8 protein-coding genes are annotated in these 17,887 nt (G+C 71.7%); 2 read left to right on the forward strand and 6 right to left on the reverse strand.

Annotated features, from left to right (window positions below; translation table 11 throughout):
• Positions 1-33 precede the first annotated feature (33 nt).
• A complete protein-coding gene (locus ACFWEG_RS00840; protein WP_387207652.1) occupies positions 34-939 on the forward strand; it encodes a Scr1 family TA system antitoxin-like transcriptional regulator in 906 nt (301 codons plus the stop codon).
• Positions 936-1,127, forward strand: a complete 192-nt coding sequence (locus tag ACFWEG_RS00845) for a DUF397 domain-containing protein (RefSeq protein ID WP_387207654.1) — start codon at positions 936-938, stop codon at positions 1,125-1,127. Before ACFWEG_RS00840 ends, ACFWEG_RS00845 begins: the two co-directional genes overlap by 4 nt.
• Before the next feature lie 118 nt (positions 1,128-1,245).
• On the opposite strand, the gene ACFWEG_RS00850 is transcribed toward ACFWEG_RS00845, so the two are convergent.
• Genes ACFWEG_RS00850 through ACFWEG_RS00875 form a run of 6 tightly spaced genes read right to left on the reverse strand, consistent with a single transcriptional unit; the run spans position 1,246 to position 17,466 of the window.
• Positions 1,246-2,676 carry a hypothetical protein gene (locus ACFWEG_RS00850; RefSeq protein ID WP_387207656.1) on the reverse strand — a complete coding sequence of 477 codons (1,431 nt, stop codon included), beginning with the start codon at positions 2,674-2,676 and terminating at the stop codon, positions 1,246-1,248.
• A 3-nt stretch (positions 2,677-2,679) separates the two neighbouring features.
• Entirely contained in the window at positions 2,680-2,886 is a 207-nt protein-coding gene (locus tag ACFWEG_RS00855) for a hypothetical protein (protein WP_387207658.1), read from the reverse strand.
• A gap of 27 nt (positions 2,887-2,913) precedes the next feature.
• Complete coding sequence (locus ACFWEG_RS00860; RefSeq protein WP_387207660.1) at positions 2,914-3,930, reverse strand: EcsC family protein; 1,017 nt, start codon at positions 3,928-3,930, stop codon at positions 2,914-2,916.
• The gene (locus ACFWEG_RS00865; protein ID WP_387207662.1) at positions 3,927-8,042 is read right to left on the reverse strand and encodes an Eco57I restriction-modification methylase domain-containing protein; all 4,116 of its coding nucleotides are present in this window, start codon (positions 8,040-8,042) and stop codon (positions 3,927-3,929) included. The genes ACFWEG_RS00860 and ACFWEG_RS00865 overlap by 4 nt, the downstream gene beginning before the upstream one ends.
• Positions 8,042-11,002: a DEAD/DEAH box helicase gene (locus ACFWEG_RS00870; protein ID WP_387207664.1), complete on the reverse strand. Its 2,961-nt coding sequence runs from the start codon at positions 11,000-11,002 to the stop codon at positions 8,042-8,044. Before ACFWEG_RS00870 ends, ACFWEG_RS00865 begins: the two co-directional genes overlap by 1 nt.
• A gap of 41 nt (positions 11,003-11,043) precedes the next feature.
• On the reverse strand, positions 11,044-17,466 hold the full coding sequence (locus ACFWEG_RS00875; protein WP_387207666.1) for a protein kinase: 6,423 nt from the start codon (positions 17,464-17,466) through the stop codon (positions 11,044-11,046).
• Positions 17,467-17,887 lie beyond the last annotated feature (421 nt).

The following is a 17,887-nucleotide window of genomic DNA, read 5'->3' on the forward strand; positions in this document are numbered from 1 at the left end:
GGCGGGTGCGGCACGCAGGGAGAGGGGCGGCGGATGGACATCGTCGAGACGGACGCGGGTCCGGGGGCGGGGGCCGGCGGGGGCGCGGGGAGCGTGGTGCGGACTGCTCCGGTGGGGGAGTGGGAGCGGGAACCCCACCCCTCGGACAGCCTGCGGACGTTCGGAGCGGTCGTCCAGGCCCTGCGGGAGCACGCCGGACTCACCCGCACCGAACTCGCGGCGAAGGTCGGGTACTCCAAGCACACCGTGGAATCGGTCGAGCTGGGCCGCCGGATGCCGGACGAGGCCTTCGTCGAGCGCGCGGAGGCCGCCCTCGGGAACACGGGCGCGCTGCGCAAGGCGGCACGGCACCTCAGCCGGGGCGAGGCGGGACTCGCGGAGTGGTTCCGGCGCTGGGCGCGGCTGGAGCGGGAGGCGGTGAGCCTGTGCACGTACGAGTGCCGGCTGGTGCCGGGGCTGCTGCAGTCGGAGGCGTACGCGCGGGCGGTGTTCGAGGGCACGATCCCGCTGCGCACGGACGAGGAGCTGGAGGCGCAGCTCGGCGCGCGGATGGAACGGCAGGCGATGATGCGGCTGCGCCCGACCGTGCCGTTCAGCTTCATCGTGGAGGAGCACGTGTTCCGGCGGCGGTTCGGTGACGCGGAGGCGATGCGGGAGCTGTTCGACCATGTGCTGGAGCGGAGCGCGCCGCGGAACGTGACGTTGCAGATTCTGCCGCTGGAGAGTGGGCTGCATGCGTGCATGGACGGGCCCGTGCAGGTGCTGGAGACCCCGGAGTCACGTCGGCTCGGGTACTCCGAGGGGCAGAAGAACGGGCGACTGATCTCTGATCCCAAAGAGGTGAGTGTGGTCTGCCATCGCTATGAAACACTGCGCTCGCAAGCCCTCAGCCCCACGGAGTCCCGGGCCTTGCTGGAGCGACTGCGAGGAGAGCAATGAACAGCGGTACGACAGAACTCGCCTGGTTCAAGTCCAGCTACAGCGGTAGTGAAGGCGACAGCTGCGTGGAGGTCGCGATCGCCGGACAGGCCGTCCACGTCAGGGACTCCAAGGACGTGGAGCTGCCCGCGTTCGCCGTGGGCCGGGAGGGCTGGACGGCGTTCCTGGGCTTCGCGTCGGGTCGCTGAACAGCGTCGTATCGAGCAGGATCGTGCCGCCCGTCGCCGGATCTCGCGCGATGGGCGGCCCTCTTCACTTCCTCACCCTCCCGAACGCTTCTCGGACCCGTCGGGCCGTCGTGACGGCTCAGGTGAGGGTGTTGCGCAGGTGCGGGCCGAGGTGTCCGACGCAGAGTGCTCCGCTGTGGGCGGTGTCGTCGTAGAAGTGGAGACGCGGGGCGATCGTGTTGCCGCCGCCGATCTTGAGGTGCGCCTGCATGAAGACCCGGCCGCTGGGATCGACGGACTGGGGCACCGGCAGCATGCGCTCGTTGCGCAGCTTGTGGTGTCTGGCGACGGTGTCCGACTCCCGCATGGCCACCTTGGCCGCAGGAAAGGGAAAGGCCGCGCTGGCTTCAGACTTGCACCAACTCAGGAAGTCGCCGGTGGTCGTGCCCTCCTTCGACGCGCCGGCGAACTGGTTCAGGGCCAGCAGCCCGTCCCACGCGACCCGTAGCCAGTTGTCCACCGACTGACTGTCGAGCCCCTGGGTGACCTTGTGCCTGCCGGTGAACGAGACGTGAGGGAGCTCGTCCAGGCGCTCCAGCAGGTCTGCGAAGGTCGCCGGGTAGCTGATCTCGGGGGTAGAGACCTGGGTGTGCGATGCCGCGTACTCGCCCACCGCGTCGAGCCGGTCGCGCAGGAAGCGGACGAGCCGCTGCGACTCCTGGACCTTGTCGTACAACTCCTCGTTCTCGCCGCGCAGTTCGTTGCTGCTCCGTTCGGACTTGGCGAGCTCCGCGTAGAGCTCGTTGAGCTCGTCGACGCGCAGGGCCTCCGCGCGTTCCGCCTCGTCGAGGACGGCGGTGAGCGCCTTGTTCTCCGTGCGGAGCTGGGCGAGGTCGGCGCCGTCCGGAGTGGGCCGGGGCCGGGGCCGGGGGCGCGGCACGTCGAGCAGGGCGCTGGGCAGCGGCTGCCGCAGCGCGAGCCGCTGGGGGAGTGAGGCGAGGACCGCCGCGGCCTTGGGACGATTGCTCTCGATGGTCTTCCGGGACATCACCGGGTGGCGCTGCGCGTCCGGCCGCCAGGCCGGGTCCATGCCCGGCAGGTAGGTGCGGACACCGCCGCCGAACACGGGGTGGAACTCGAGCGCCCTGTTGAACGCGGACTGCGCCTCGGGGGTGAGGACGTAGAGCACGGCCAGTCCGTGCAGACTGCGGAAGAGCGGGTCCACGACCGATGTGGCCCAGTCCTCCGGGTCCTTCCCGTACGGCACCGTGGCGACGACGACGGGCATGCGCCGCCGGGTGTCGCACAGTTCCCCGATCACGTCGTGGACGTCGGCGGCCTCGACGAAGGCCGGCGTGGTGGTGACGTCGGCGAGGTGGTCGCGGGCCTCCAGGCGGTCGAGGAGGAGGCGGACGAGCCGCGGCGTCTTGGCGGGCGTGGGGAAGGTGTCGTCCCGTGCCGGCTGGTGCTCGATGTCGACCTGCACCCAGGTGCGGCCCTCGTCCAGCGCGGAGCGCACGACGAGCGTCGACTGCCAGGTTCCCGAGACGGCGGTGGGCGTCTCCCGCATACGCTACCGGCTGTGCGCCCCCTTGCTGCCGGAGGCGGAGTCGAGGTCCAGCGTGACGCCCGGGGCGATGTCGGTACGGCCCTCCTCCACCCCGGACGGGTCGTACTTCTTCTCGCGGAGCCATGCGAACAGCTGCCGCTCGGCAGCGGCACAGGTGTGGACGAAGTCCTCCTTCGTCGACACCACCATGCGGTATCCGCGAAGTTCCATGCGCGGGGTCCTCTCGTGGCCGGGTGCCTACAGCGGGTCGGTCTGCGGTTCGTCGTCGTCCCAGACGGTCGCCAGGGCGGCGGGCAGCGGGAGACCGTACTTCTCGCACAGGAACCGGGTCTGGCAGTACCGCTGGGCGTCGGCGGCGACGTTGCCGAGGATCGCGGCGTTCGCGCCGGCGCCGATGACGATGCCGATGACCGGCAGGGCCTTGGCGACGTTCTGGACCGGCACCCGCGCGCCTGCGGGCCCGAGGTGCTTCATCAACTTCTCGACGGCGGCGATCAGTCGGTGGTCTGAGCGGAGTTTCTGCGACCACTTGACGCGCCCCTGAATCGCGGTCGCGGCTCGTGCGGTCTCGGTCATCGGCTTGGCCTTCGCGGCCTGCGCCATGAACGACCGGCGGACCAGGCGCTCGATGAACGCCTGCTCGTCGGGGTCCCTGGCGTCGTAGCCGTAGGAGTAGGCGACGCGCGCGGCGATCGAGGTGCTCAGCACCTGGATCACGAGGATGTCCGCGGAGATCGCCGCGATCGTGCCGGCGACGGGGACCAGGGCCAGGGCGCCCATGGCGCCGCCCTCGGCCGCGCCGATGGTCCGCCACTTGAGCGTGTTGGATGACAGCAGCCGGTCACATGTCTTGAGCTCCTCCTTCCGGAGGTCGGTGAACGTGTCGAGGTCGACGCCCTGCTTGCGGGCGAGTTCCTCGACGTTCTTGTGGTCGTTGAGGTCCAGCGCCCAGGTGTTGGCCAGTTCCAGCAGCGCGACCGCGCCCTCCATCGCGGGGCGCAGGGCTGCGGCGGTCACGGCGTCGCCCGCGTGGCGGATCGGAGCCTTGACGGCCTGCGGGACGGCCTGCCGGGCCCGGCTCACGACCTTCCCCGCGGCGTCGCCCGAGCGGCTGAGCGCGGTGCCGGCCCAGTTCGGCAGTCCGCGGGGGTTGTTGCGGCGCTCCCAGTGCTCAATGAGCGCGTTCCACACCTGCTGGTCGTACTTGCCCATCGACGGTATGCCGTCGACGGGTATCTCCGAGTCCGTGCTCATTCCGGGTCTCCGTTTCGCGCGGGGCTGTGGCGGGGGCCGTGGCCGGGGGGCGGGGTGAGGGGGGAGCGGTAGGTGCCGGACTCCGACTCGTCGAGAGGCGTGTCGAGGGTGAGGCCGGCGGTGGCCATGCGGTCGTACTCGGCGAGGATCAGAGCCTTGGTCCGGTACCCGCCGTACGCCTTCACGTCGTTGTCGCGGGTGACGTTGAACGTGTCGAGGATGTACGCGGTGTCGTCGCGCGAGATCCCGTAGAGGTGGAAGAACAGCGCGTCCAGCTCGGCGCGGATCTGGGGGCGGCGGTCGGGGTCCCAGCGGAAGGGGGCGCCTGTGTCGCCGAGGTCGCGGGCGAAGGGGGCCATGTCGTGGGCGGTGTAGGTGAGCTCCAGCAAGCGGGGGGTGATGAACGACGTGTGCCCGGCGAGCTGTTTCGGCGTGTGGACCGGAAGTTGTTCGACGTAGTTGAAGCTGAGGTGGGTGCCGCCGATCTTCTGTCGGACGACGTAGTCGAATGCCAGAGACGAGAAGGTGGCCAGGAGAAGCGGAGTTTGGTCGGCGCTGGTGGGGAGAGCGAGAGGGAAGGGGTGGCCGAAGCCGTAGGCCGGGGCGGCGGCCGCGATCATCGTGCGCTCGTCGCTCGCCCGGCAGATGTCCCGCCAGCCGAGCACCCAGTCACGGTCCCAGCCCTTTGCCGCAAGACGGCTTCGTGCTCCCGCCGCCATGACCGGCTTACCGTTCTTGTCAACCTCACCCGTCGGCACGTCCTGTTCTGGGACCCAGTAGCGCGGCATCGGTACGGCTGAAGCGTCCTGGTGCTGATCCAGGGTGAAGCGGGGGAGTGTGCCCTTGTTGAGCTGCTGCTCCGTGGCGTTTTCGTAGGTGGAGAAACGATGGCTGTAGTGGTGGAGCATCTTTCCTTCGTACAGCGGGAGCATGCGCTCTCCGGCCCTAACGAAGACGTTACCTTCCAGGTGCCAACCATCGTCAGTGAGTTCTTCATCAGTGCGAAACTTGTCGGAGTCCGTGTTCATCATGAACATGAGCTGGAACTTCACTCCCCATGGGTTACCATCCGAGGCTCCTTCCTTGAACAGCACTGCGACGTCTTGGTAGATGCCTAGCGTGATCTCCTTGTCGCGGCGGGACCGAAATACGGGGCAAGTTCCGGTGTTTGGGTTCATGGCCAGGATTTCCGCGGCGGTGAGTGAGTAGCTCCTTTCCGGGATCTGTGCAGCCTGGCGTACCTTGAAGACCAACCGGATGGGCTCGCCCACACTTCCCGAGCCACGCAGCATGAAGAGGCAAAAGCGAAGCTGATTGTGGACTCCGGGGAAGACCTTGTCCTCGTTCTCGAAGTCGTATAGGGCAACCAGATTCCCCTGGACGATCAGGTCCTTGAAGAAGTGCTGATTGAAGGAATCCGTAGCGATACCTGAAGGGACGATCTGACCGCTACGCCCTCTCGCTTCCATGACGGTGCGGGCATGCTCGGTGAAGAGCGAGTACGTGTTGAGTCGACCGTAGGCCGTCAGCGGGAATCGTCCGGACGCGTGCGCAAAATGCTTGAACCCGTCGTTCTTGCGCTGCTCGTCCCTGAAAGCTGCGTACAGCTCGGGGTTCTGTTCGGCCAGCAGTCTGATCTTCTTGTTGCGGGCGGTCATGTTCGCCGCTTCAGCGATGTCCGCTCGCTTGGCTGCGAAGAATTCGCGTGCGTCGACCTGAACCTGATCCCACGGCGGGTTCCCCACCACCGCGTCGAAGCCGCCCGACCAGCCCGTCCCCGGCTGGACGCCCGCTCCCGACTCCGGGACGTGGAAGACCTCCGGGAACTCCAGGTGCCAGTGGAAGAAGCGGTACGCGTCCCGCAGCCGCAGGATCTCCGCGTGGGTGGTGTCCGGGACGCCGGCCTGGTCGCGGCCGCGCAGGGCGCGGAAGACCTGGTCGGTGGGGGCCTCGGGGGCTCCGTCGTGCTTGGGCCAGACGAAGGCCGCGCACCAGGCGTCGGCGGCGTGGAGGTCCTGGACGAACGCGGTCGAGGCGGTGTACTCGCGGTAGGCGGACTCCTGGGCCAGGACCTGGCCCATGGCGTCCGACGGCGCGGCGATGATGCGGGCGAGTTCGGCCGCGTACCCGGTGTTGGCGGGCAGCGTGCCCGCGTCGAAGAGCAGTTCGTCCTGGCCTCCGCGCTGCGCCTTGTTGCGCTTGACGAGGCCCGCCGCGTACTTCCTGTCGTCGCCCTCGATCGGCTTGAACGCCTCGTCCGGGACGCCGTCCGCGAGCAGCTTCGGGGTCGCGCCGATCAGGCCGTTGCCGTGCTTGACGTGCGCGTCGAGGAACCCGAGCGCCTTGCCCGGCTCCAGCGCCTCCAGCCACAGCGAGACCTTCGCCAGCTCCACGGCCATCGGGTTGAGGTCGACCCCGTAGACGCACCGGGCGACGACCTCGTGCAGGGCGTGGCGCACCGCGTCGACCGTCGGCTCGGGGTTGCGCTCGCGCACGGAGGCGAGGCGCTTGGCGATGCGGCGGGCCGAGGCGACGAGGAAGTGCCCGGAGCCGCAGGCGGGGTCGCAGACCGTCAGTGACAGCAGCTCGGCGGCGATGTCGTCCGTCGGGTCCGGGTGGCCCGCGCTCGCCGCGCGCTGCTCACCCCGCTTGACCGCGTCGTCGATGACCGGGTCGAGGGTGGTGTCGAGCAGGCACTCGATGAGCGACGACGGCGTGTAGTAACTGCCGGTCATCTTGCGGCTGTTGCCCGCGACCTCGACGAGTTCGAAGCTGCGGTCGGTGACCGAGTGCTTGGGTTCAAGTTCCAGCAGCGACTCGTACACCGAGCCGAGCTCCTCCGCGTCGAGGTGCCGGTAGTCGACCGAGCGCCAGCGGCGCGCGCCGGGGTCGCGGACCTGGGCGAGGTGGCGGACGGCGGTCAGCAGCGACTCGTTGGACAGCTTCAGGCCGTCGAGCGGCGCGTCGGCGTCGGAGCGCGAGAACAGCCCGCCGAGGCCGGGCAGGCCGATCTCGGGCCGCCCGCCCTCCGTGCCGAGCGCGCCGAGGACGATCCGCAGCGCCTCGTACAGGTCGCCGTGGGCGGTGCCCTGGCGCCGGCGGGCGTGGGTGCGCAGCCGGGCGGAGGAGAAGAAGCGCGCGTACGTCTCGCGCGGGCCCTCGGTGGCCCGGGGGTCGAGCAGCGCCCCGCGGTCCTCGGCGACGAAGACGAACAGCAGGCGGTAGACGAGGCGCAGCAGGGCCTCGCGCAGGGCCTTGGGGTCGACGTCCTCGCGCAGCCGGCCGTTGTCCGGGTGGCGCAGGAAGCCGGTTCCCAGCACCGTCAGGGCGTGCTGGACGCCCAGGCGGAGCTGGTCGAGGGCGCGGGCCCCGGAGGTGACGGCCTCGGTGCGCCACTTCTCCAGCCAGCAGCCCGACGGCGCCGCGCCCTCGGGGACGGTGAAGCGGGAGGCGTGCAGCAGGGCGTAGAGGAGGACGAACTCGCTGAACAGCTCACCGTCGAAGATCGCTTCGAGGTCGAACTCGACGTACGCGGCCGTGGACATCGCGGAGGAGTCCCGCAGCAGGCGGATCTGGCGGCCGTTGGTGAGGACCGCCCAGAGGTGGGCGTCGGTGCGGTTGAGGCAGTCCTGGACGAGGGAGTGGGCGGGGATCCGCCCGCGCGCCGCGGCCTTGTCGAGCTTCTGGTTCCAGGGGACGCGGTGGACGAGGGCCGGGCCGTTGCGGTGGGAGACCGGGAACCGGACGTCCGGGTCGGCGGCCGACGGTACGCCCTGCGGGCCGACCGGGGTGAGCTGCCCGAAGTCGAGCTTGCGGAAGAGCTGGGCGAGCCAGTCGTTGTCCGCGCGGCCGGTCGGGTCGGCGGCGGGTTCGCGGGTCTCCGGGTCGGCGGGCAGGGCCGCGCGCAGCTCGCGCCAGAGCGGCTTGAGGTACTCCCAGGCGCGCTCGGCCTCGTCGCGGACGGGGACGCTCGCGGGCAGGCCGTAGTCGCCGGGCTTGGTGCCCGGCACGGTCTTCGCCTCCGCGATGCGCAGCAGCATGTCGGAGGGGAGCAGGCCGCCGACGGTGGTGACGGCGGTGAAGGCCTGAGCGGTGCGGGTGGCGGCGGACATCAGGCGTCAGCTCCAGCGGAAGAGGCGGCGGCGGCCGGGGCGGCGGGGAGGTAGACGTAGGCGCCGAGGACGTCGGCGGGCCTCTGCGGTACGACCTTGAGGCCGCGGACGATCTCGTCGCCCGCCTTGCGGACCCGGCGGTGCGAGGCGTCCAGGTCGGCGGCGAGCCGGACCCCGTACTCCTCCAGGTGGGCGGTGACCTCGCCGAGGTTGTCGAGGGTGCGGGTGATCTGGTTGGTGGCCAGCTGCGGGTTGGTGTTGGCCGAGGCGCGGGCGGCGAGCAGTGCGGCCGCCGCGTCGTCGTCGAGCCAGCGGGCGCGCTGCGGCATCCCCTCGAAGGCCAGCAGCCGGGCGTCCTCGGCGACGAGCTGCTTCTCGCCGTTGCGGGACGGCAGGGTGAGGTGGAAGCGGTAGCGGACCAGGAGGAGCGTGGTGCGCACGGTCACCGCGTCCGTGGTGACGACGCCGCAGCGGCGGGCCGGGCGGGGCCCCCTGGCCCGGCCGTCGAGGGCGGAGTCCAGGACGTAGGAGGCGAGCGCGCCGACGGCCGGGTCGGTGCGGACCAGGGCGGCCTCGCCCCGGGTGATCGCCGGGGAGGCGCGGAAGGGGATCTGCCGGTCCTCCTCGACGACCCGGTTGCCCAGGGTCGCGGAGAACGCGTCGCGCAGTCCGGCCGGCGCCCCGCCGACCTGCGCGGTGAAGTCGCCCGAACCGTCGCGCGGGTCGCGGACCACGGCGTCGAGGCCGTGCAGGGCGGCCAGCGCGAACTCGCGGACCTCGTCGGCCCCGCCGAGCGCGGCCCGTACGGCGGCGACCTCGCGGGCCACCTCCTCGGGGTGGATGGTGCGCTGGGCGTACTTGGAGCGGGAGGTCTTCTCGCGTTCGGCGGCCGAGTTCCAGTCGCGTTCGACCTGGTCGAGGGTCTGCTGGACGCCCGGCATCTCGAACAGGGTCTCCTGGCTGCCCTGGCGGCCGTGCAGGAGCAGCCACTCCACCACGGCGTCGGTGACGCCGGAGGCGGTCTCGTCGGGGACGGAGACGGAGATGCCGAGGTCCTTCTGGATCTGCCGGTGCTTCTTGAACAGGACCTCGAGGACCTTGCCGTCGATGCCGTTGTCCCCGCCGAACATGGTGATGACGCGGACCTGGTCGCGCTTCTGCCCGTAGCGGTCCACGCGGCCCTCGCGCTGGTCGTGGCGGGTGGGGTTCCAGGCCAGGTCGTAGTGGATAACCGCGTCGAAGTGGTGCTGGAGGTTGACGCCCTCGGAGAGGCAGTCGGTGGCGATCAGGACGCGGCGGACGGCCGGGTCGTCGGCGCCCAGGGCTCCCAGTTCCTCGATCCGCTCCAGGCGCTGCTGGGGCGAGATGGTGCCGGTGACGGCGGCGACGTGCGTCTTGCGGCCGAGCTTGCCCGGCGTGCCGTCCGCGCCGCCCAGCTCCTCCGCCAGGTACTCGGCCGTCGGGATGTAGCGGCAGAAGACGATCGGGTTGTAGCCGTCGGCCAGCAGCGACTTCAGGTGCTTGACCAGTGCCTTCAGCTTCGCGTCGCCCTGCTGGCCGGCCAGGGCGGCGGCCCGCTCGGACAGGTCGAGCAGCCGGGCCCCGGCCTCCTCGCTCTCGCTCGCTCCGGGGGCGACGTCCAGGCCCTCCAGCGCGTCGAGGTCGGCGGAGTCGTGGCTCAGCGGGGCACCGAGGACGTCGGCCTCCTCCGCGCTGCGCGCGACGGCGGACGCGGACCGGGTCCGCAGGGTCTGGGCGGCGGCGCGCGGCGAGGACACCATCGAGCGGAGCAGGGCGATCACCGACCACCAGGCGATGCGGGCCTCCCGCCTGCCCTGGTCGCCGGCGGTCCGCACCCGGTCGGCGGCGTACGCGATGGCGTCGTCGAGGAGGGCGCGGTACTCGTTGGTGAGCTTGTAGGGCTCGTCCTTGATCCACCGGTCGGAGGGGAACGCGGTGCGCTCGGCGAGCGAGTCGTCGGCCAGGCCGTCCTCCTTGGTCAGGTACTGCCGGACGTCGGCGCGCTTGCGGGCCACGAAGTGCTCGGCGAGCCGGGCGCGCCCGACGGGGTTGTCCAGGTCGACGTCGGCCAGCTCGGGGCGGACCAGGCCGAGCAGGTTGCGGAACGCGGACTCCTTGCCCGAGTGCGGGGTCGCCGTCAGGAGCAGCAGGTGGCGCTCCTGGTCGGCGGCGACCCGCCGCAGCAGCTCGAAGCGGAGCTGGTCGGCGCCCGCCCTGCCGCCCGCGCGGACGTCGTCGGCGGCGACGCAGGTGTGCGCCTCGTCCACGATCACCAGGTCGGGGCAGTTGCGGACGAAGTCCTCGCGGTGGCGGGTGGACTTGATGAAGTCCGTCGAGATGATCGTGTACGGGTGCCGGTCGAAGAGCGACTGGCCCAGTTCCAGGCCGCGTTCGAGCCGGGAGACGGTGGAGGCGAGCACCAGCTCGGCGTCGATGCCGAACTTCTCGCGCAGCTCCCCCTGCCACTGCTCGGCCAGCGCGGGCGAGCACAGGACCGTCATCCGGCTCGCCTCGCCCTGGGCGAGCAGTTCGGAGGCGATCAGCCCGGCCTCGACGGTCTTGCCGATGCCGACGTCGTCGGAGATCAGCAGGCGCACGGTGCGCTGGCGCAGGGCCATCAGGAGGGGGACGAGCTGGTAGGCGCGCGGCTCGACGGCGATCGACGCCAGGGAGCGGAACGGACCCGCGCCCGAGCGGAAGCCGACGCGCAGCGCGGTGCGCAGCAGGCCGGCCGCGCGCTGGTCGCCGAGGTCGCCGGGGTCGGGGGCGGCGAACTCCGCCGCCCGTACGTCCTCGAAGGCGGGGAAGACGGCGGCGACGTCGTCCACGCCGCCGCCCAGCGGGCGCAGCACCAGCATGTCGGGCGCGCTCTCGGGCAGCACCACCCACTCGCGGCCGCGCGCGGTCACGAGGGAACCGGCGGAGTACGTCAGGCTCATGGGGTGTCTCGGATCCTTCGTCGGGTGCGGGTGCGGATGGGTCAACGGGTCTGGAAGTAACCGGAGTTGGCGTCGATGAGACCGTCCCAGTCCGCCCCTGCGCCTGTCGGGAAGCGCAGGACGTCCCAGCCGATGTCCTCCAGCCGCTCGGCGGCGTCCTGGTCCCGGGCGGGGCGGCCGGCGTGGGCGGGGGAGTCGACGAACACCGCCACGTTCGCACCCGGGAGGCGGAACACGAAGTCCGGTTGCGCGGCGGCCTCCCCGACCAGGGGGCTCGACTCGTCGGGGAGCCGGTAGCCCTTCTCCTTCAGCCAGCCGAGCAGGTCGCCGGCCTCGACCAGCGCGCTCAGGTCCGCCTCCAGGGCGCTGTCGCCCTCGGAGGGCCGGGGGTCCGGAGACGCCTGGGCGTCCTTCGACCCCTCAGCGGCCCGGGCGGCCAGCCGGGCGAACTGCTCGCTGCGGGACTCGCCCCGGTCCTCCTTGGCCGTCGTCGAGGTCGCCAGGCGCAGCAGCAGCGGTCGGGCCGCGTGCCGGCTCAGGTGCCGGTGGGCGGCCTGGTTGCCGTAGGTCAGCAGGCACTCGTAGCAGCCCCGCGCGCACTTCTCGTCGCCGCCGGGGCCGCCGCGGTCGGCCCCCTCGTCGTCGGGGTCGAAGTGGCACAGCTCCAGGGCGGTGCGCGCGGCCTGGGCCAGAGCCCGCCTGTCGTGCTGGAGGCGGCGCAGCACGCCCGCGCCGCCCTCGGCGGCCTCGGTGAACAGCACCCGGCGGCGCGGGCCCTCGTCCGGCGGCAGCAGCTCGGCGGTCAGTTCGGCGTCCTCCAGCTCGAAGGCGGCCTCGATCCCGCGCTCCAGGGCGTACATGAACGACAGCGCCACCGGCTCGGGCTGCGCCTCGTCCAGGGTCACGACGAGGATGTTGCGCCGGTCCTCGACGTAGGGCAGGACGCGCTTCTTGCGGCGCTTCTCGTTGCCGCCCTCGTCGACCACCGGCATGTCGCCCTCGATCGCCTCGGAGGCGGCCTTGTCGTTGAGCCAGCGGCCGTCGCCCAGGTCGAGCCAGTAGCCGTCCGGCTCGCCCTGCTTGTCCCGCACCCGTCCGAGGTTGGTGATGCGCACGGTCGCGGAGTCGCCGTAGTCCAGGTCGAGCACGGGCGCACCCTGCCGGTCGGTGACGTGCGCGGTGAGCCGGCCCGAGCGGGCCCCGTGGTTCTGGAAGGCGTACGACGTCTCCAGGCGGAACCCGGCCCGGCGGCGCTCCTCCTCGTCGGAGGAGATCCGCTCGCGCGGCGTGGTGTACACGGTGTGCAGGTGCAGCAGGTTGGTGCGCCGGCCGCGCAGCGGCTCGTCGCACATGTCGCAGAGGTCGACGCCCGCGGACCCCTCGTAGTGGTAGCCGCAGTGGTCGCAGCGCTTGGCCTCGGCGGTCGCCAGGTCGCCCGAGGAGTCCGGCGGCAGCTGGGCGCGGGTGACCTGGTAGCGGGCGCCCTCGTGGTAGATCAGCGCGCCGGGGCCGAACTCGCGGATCGCCAGGAACCGGGGGCGCTGGAGGTAGTCGCCGTCGGCGTTGCGGCGGTTGCCGGAACGCGGGATGTAGGCGGCCAGCGGCAGCCGGGGGAAGCTGTAGCCGGGCAGGAAGCCCTCGGAGGCCAGGTAGCGGTAGGGGTTGAAGTCGCTCATCACCGACTTGGAGTCCGAGGAGCGGTTGAGCAGCAGTGCGGTCTGGGTCTCCGCCTCCCGCCGCCGGGAGCGGGCGCGCGCCTGCTCGCCCTGGGTGAGGGTGTGGTCGACGACCCGCCGGTTCTGCTCGTACTGGTCCAGTACGGCGGCCCGGAACAGCTGCCGCCAGCGGTCGAAGGCGGCGTCGAACTTCTTGTGCGCATCGGCGACCCGGTCCTCGATCCACTCGTCGTACCACCAGGTGGTGTCGGTGAAGTCGGGGATCAGCGGGGCCAGGGCGGTCCGGGCCGCCGTGACCGCGCGCCGCCGGGCGCTCTCGTCCAGGGACAGGTCCCGGATGTCGGAGAGCAGCGGCAGCGGCATGTCCGGGTCCGGGCGCTCCTCGCCGTCGGGGTCGTAGGCGACGTCGACGACGTCGGGGACGGAGCTGCCCAGCTTCATGCCCGTCTCGGCCAGCCAGATGCCCTGGAGGTGCGAGCGGACCAGGTCCTCGTTGGCGAGGTCCAGGCGCGGCGGTGCGACCTGCCCGGCCACCATGTCCCGCGAGCGGCGGAAGTAGTACTGGTCGTGGCTGTTGCCCGTGGCGCAGTACGTGGTGACCAGGGCGGGCTGCCCCGACCGGCCCGCGCGGCCCGAGCGCTGGGCGTAGTTGGCCGGCGTCGGCGGCACGTTGCGCATCATGACGGCGTTGAGCGAGGAGATGTCCACGCCCAGCTCCATCGTCGGCGAGCAGTACAGGAGCGGCAGATCGCCCGCCCGGAACTCGGCCTCGCGCTTCTGCCGGTCCTCGGGCGCGACCTGCGCGGTGTGCTCGCGGGCGTACAGGCCCGCCAGCTCGCCGGCGGCCTCCTGGTAGAGGCGTCGGAAGAACGGGTTGACGCGGGGGCCCTCACCGCTGCTGTACGTGTGCGTCAGCGGGTCCTGCACGCCGCTGGTCCCCGTCCCGGCCCGCCAGATCAGCGACGCGGCCGAGACCCGGTAGCCGGTGCGGGCCTCCACCGGGCGGCGGCGGAAGGCCGGCCCGGAGGCCTCGGGCCCGGCCTCCACCCGGTGTACCAGGTCCGCGTCGCACAGGACGCGGAGCAGGTCGTCGATGACCGCCTGGACGTCCTCGTGGTCCAGGGTCCGGAACACCGCCGCGGTACGCCGCAGGTACTTGCCGTACTTGCCGCGGGCGGAGAGGAACAGCGCCGTACGCTCCATGCCGGGCTTCGACGGGTAGGGGTAGGCGGTGCCGACGGCCGGCCGGTCGCCCTCGGAGAGGACCCACGGGTCGACGAGCCGCTCCTCCCCGGCGCGCTGCAGCGCGTCGAAGTCGTCGCGGAAGTACTGCACGTCGATGGCGAGATGGCGGCGCATGTACGCCAGGAGCGCGTGGGCCACCTCCCGGCGAAGGGTCGGCTCGGCGTCGCGCAGCGCCTGGTGCGTGGACGCCCAGCGGTCCTCCTGCTCGGCGAGCCAGTCCAGGTCCTCGTAGTCGATGCGCAGCAGACCGGTCTGCTCCAGGTTCGGCATCGTGATGCGCCAGCCGCGCTCCAGGTCGCGGTAGAGGCGGAAGCCGACGACGTCGCGGAAGACCTTGGCGGCCCGGCGCTCCAGGCCCGGGGCCATGTTCGGGTTGCCGGTGTACTCGCGGGGGGCCAGGCCCATGACGTCGGTGACGGCCTGGGTGAGGTCGTCGTGGCGCAGCCCGTCCGCACCGGCCTCCAGCGCCGCCTGGTACAGGGCCCCGCGCAACTGGGTCACCTGGGCGAAGTCGTTGAAGTGCCCGGCCTGCAAGGAGGCGTCCTGGCGGTTGTCGACGAACGTGAGCAGCTTGCGGGCCTCCTTCGACAGCACGTCCAGGGGCACCGCGCGGAGCGACTTGACGATGGACGCCGAGACGACCGACGTCGCCGAGGAGCGGCCCTCCTGGCCGAGGGTGGCCAGCTTGGCGAAGTCCCGGCCGCGCGTCTGCTCGTAGGAGATCTGGCAGTGCAGGCAGAACAGGAACGGAGCGGGGACGAACGCGGCCACCAGCCCCTCGCCGGACTCGTGGCCCAGCGGGTCGACCACGACGCGCTGGGGCACCCTGGGCCGGTACGACTTCTTGACGACGGTGAGGCCCTGGCCGTCGGGCTCCAGCCAGGACTCCGGCAGCCGCCGGTCCTGTACGGCCTGCTGGGGGTCGGCCGGCCACTCGTAGTCCTCGCCGGGCGTTCCGACGTACAGGTAGCCCTCGCCCTCGCGGCCACCGGAGGCCGAGGTGTCCCGGCGCGGCTCGTAGCGGAAGGACCCCTGGTCCTCGGTGCGCCACACGGTGACGTACTCCTGGCCGCACTCGCGGCAGAACGCCAGCGGGAAGAGCGGCTTGCCGTCGCTGTCGGGCTGCTCCAGCTGGTAGGTGCGGGTCAGCGGGCGGGTCAGCGGGTCCTGGAGCGTCGTGTAGACGGTGTCGCCCTTGGAGAGGAACTGGTGCAGCCGGAACGCGAACAGGGGCCGCTCGGTCACCGGGTGCTTGGCCTGCGACCCGGCCTCCAGGGTGGCGCGGATCGCCTCGGCGACCGTCTCGGCGGGCACGCCGGAGGACCCGGCGAGATCCTCGGCCGCCTGCTCGATCGTGCCCGGCGGGCAGCGGCGCAGCCGGCCCGTGCCCGGCTCGCGCTCCAGGCCGAACCTCGACTCCAGCCAGCGGGCCAGCGGGTCCCGGGTGAGTGCCTGGTAGGACAGGGGCGCCGCGGCCGCGCGCAGCCGGTCGGCGGGCACGCTCCCCGCGGCCTCCTCCTCGGTGGCCCGTACGAGGGTCTCGCCGATGACCCGCTTGGGCAGCACCGTGGTGCCGAACAGCCGCCCCGCGACCTTCGCCACCTCGCGCTGCTGGTCGGGCCAGGTGCCCGACGTGGACATCGTCGCGGAGGTGCCGACGCATTGGAGCGTCTCGGCCGCCCGGCAGGCCTCGCGGACCCGGCGGATCAGCAGGGCCACGTCCGCGCCCTGGCGGCCCCGGTAGGTGTGCAGCTCGTCGAAGACCAGGAACTGCAGGCCCTCGGCCATCCGGATCAGGCTGGCCCGGTCGTCGGGCCGGGTGAGCATCAGCTCCAGCATCACGTAGTTGGTGAGCAGGATGTCCGGCGGGTTCCTGCGCAGCTCGCGCCGCTGCTCGTCGCTCTCCTGGCCGGTGTAGCGGGCGAAGGTGACGGGCTCGCGGCCGGCGCCGAAGCCGTTGCGGAGGTACTTCTCCAGCTCGAGGAGCTGCGAGTTGGCCAGCGCGTTCATCGGGTAGACGACGATCGCGCGGACCCGACCGGACGCCGCGGGGGCCGCGGGGGCCGCACCCTCGTGATCCTGGGCGCGCTCCCGCTCGCGTTCCTGCTCGCGTTCCTTGAGGACCCGGTCGACGATGGGGACGATGTAGGCCAGGGACTTGCCCGAGCCCGTGCCGGTGGTCAGGACGTAGGAGTCGCCGGCCTGTGCGGCCTCGATCGCCTCGCGCTGGTGCCGGTGGAAGGTGAGGGGCCGGCCGCTGGGACGGCGGGCGTCCTCCTTCTTCCCGGCCTGGAAGATCTCCGCGCACCTGGGGTGCAGGACGCCGTCGCGGACCAGGTCCTGGACGTTGCCGCCGTCGTCGAAGAACGGGTTCAACGAGAGCCAGGGGTCGGGCCACTGCGACTTGCGCGCCAGATCGTCCTCGATGAAGCCGCTGATCCGGCCGTCCCGTACGACCGTGGCGCCCTTGGTGAAGCGCTCGTACTCGTCGATCAGGTCGCGGTGGATGCCGAAGACGTCCATCGCGTCGGGCACCCGCGGCGCACGGCGCGGCACGGGGGCGGGCAGCGGGGCGGACGGTTCGGGGAACTCCTTCCGCAGCCGCGCCACCGGGTCCATCGCCGTCCACTCGGGGGAGAGCAGAGCCGCCGTGTCGTCCGGGGCCAGGGCGAGCGGGACGAGGATCTCGCGGACCAGGGTGGCGTTCTCGGGGCGGTTCGCCGCGTCCTTCTCCAGCAGCCGGTTGACCAGCAGGACCAGCTCGTCGGGCAGGTCGGGACGGACCACGGTGAGGGAGGGCGGGGACTGCGTCTGGTGCTGCTCGGAGAGGTCGAAGGCGACCTTGGCGTTGAACGGCGGCTTGCCGATGAGCAGTTCGTACAGGACGCAGCCGAGGGCGTACAGGTCGGCGGAGGCGGTGACCAGGTCGGCGCGGAACTGCTCGGGGGCCATGTAGCGGGCGGTGCCGACCGCGACGCCCGTGCTGGTGAGCCGGTTCTGGTCGGGGTCGTCGACGATCCGGCCCATGCCGAAGTCGAGGATCTTGACGGTGCCGTCCCGGGTGAGCATGAGGTTGGCGGGCTTGAGGTCGCGGTGCACGATGCCGGCGCTGTGCGCCGAGGCGAGGCCGGCCGCGATCTGCGCGGCGATCGCGGCCGCCCAGGAGAGCGGGAGTTGCGGCTCCTCGTCGATCAGTTCGGTCAGCGGGTGGCCGTCGAGCAGCTCCATCGCGAGATAGGGGAGACCGCCCTCCCGCGCGTCGTCGTCGACGCCGCCGTCGACGAGGCGGGTGAGGTTGGGATGGCGCGGGGAGAGGCGGCGCATGATGTCGACCTCGCGCCGGAAGCGCTCGACCGCCTGCCGGTCCTGGCCGGTGTCGATCACTCCGCCGGTCCGGCTGCGCAGGATCGTCTTCAGCGCCACGACCTGGTCGGCCGCGTCCGCGGAGGCGTGGAGGTCCACCGCGCTGTGCACCTGGCCCATGTTGCCGCGGCCGACGACCCCGGTGACCCGGAACCTCCCGGCTACCGTCCCGAGATCCACTCGCACTCCCTGGTGTCGTGTCTGTCGTTCGTACACGTGGTCCACATCGGCCGATGGCTTCTCGGCGGTGATGTCCTGGCACTCGCGGGGAGGGTGGGGCGCCCCAGGCGCGCAACAGTACACCGGAAGCGCCAAGGAGAACATGCCAATTGCGTTGACGCAGTACACAAGTTGCCGCGGAAGGATCATCCTGCGGCGAGACGTAGCCCGCGGCCCCCTGGCAAGCGCACTCCCAGCCCTACGGACCGAACGGTGGCCCCGCGCGAGCCGCGAGTGCGAACCGGTCGCTTCGGGGTGCGAGAGGGTCTGCAGCTGCCCGGACTCACCAGAACGGGCGACGGGAGCCGTCGTCTTCCGCGAGGGGTACGTGAGTCATGTCAACGCATGGGCAAGAGCGTGTGCAGGGGGGCTCTCCCGTGTA

It is taken from the genome of Streptomyces sp. NPDC060194, from assembly GCF_042728285.1.
Taxonomy (GTDB): Bacteria; Actinomycetota; Actinomycetes; order Streptomycetales; family Streptomycetaceae; genus Streptomyces.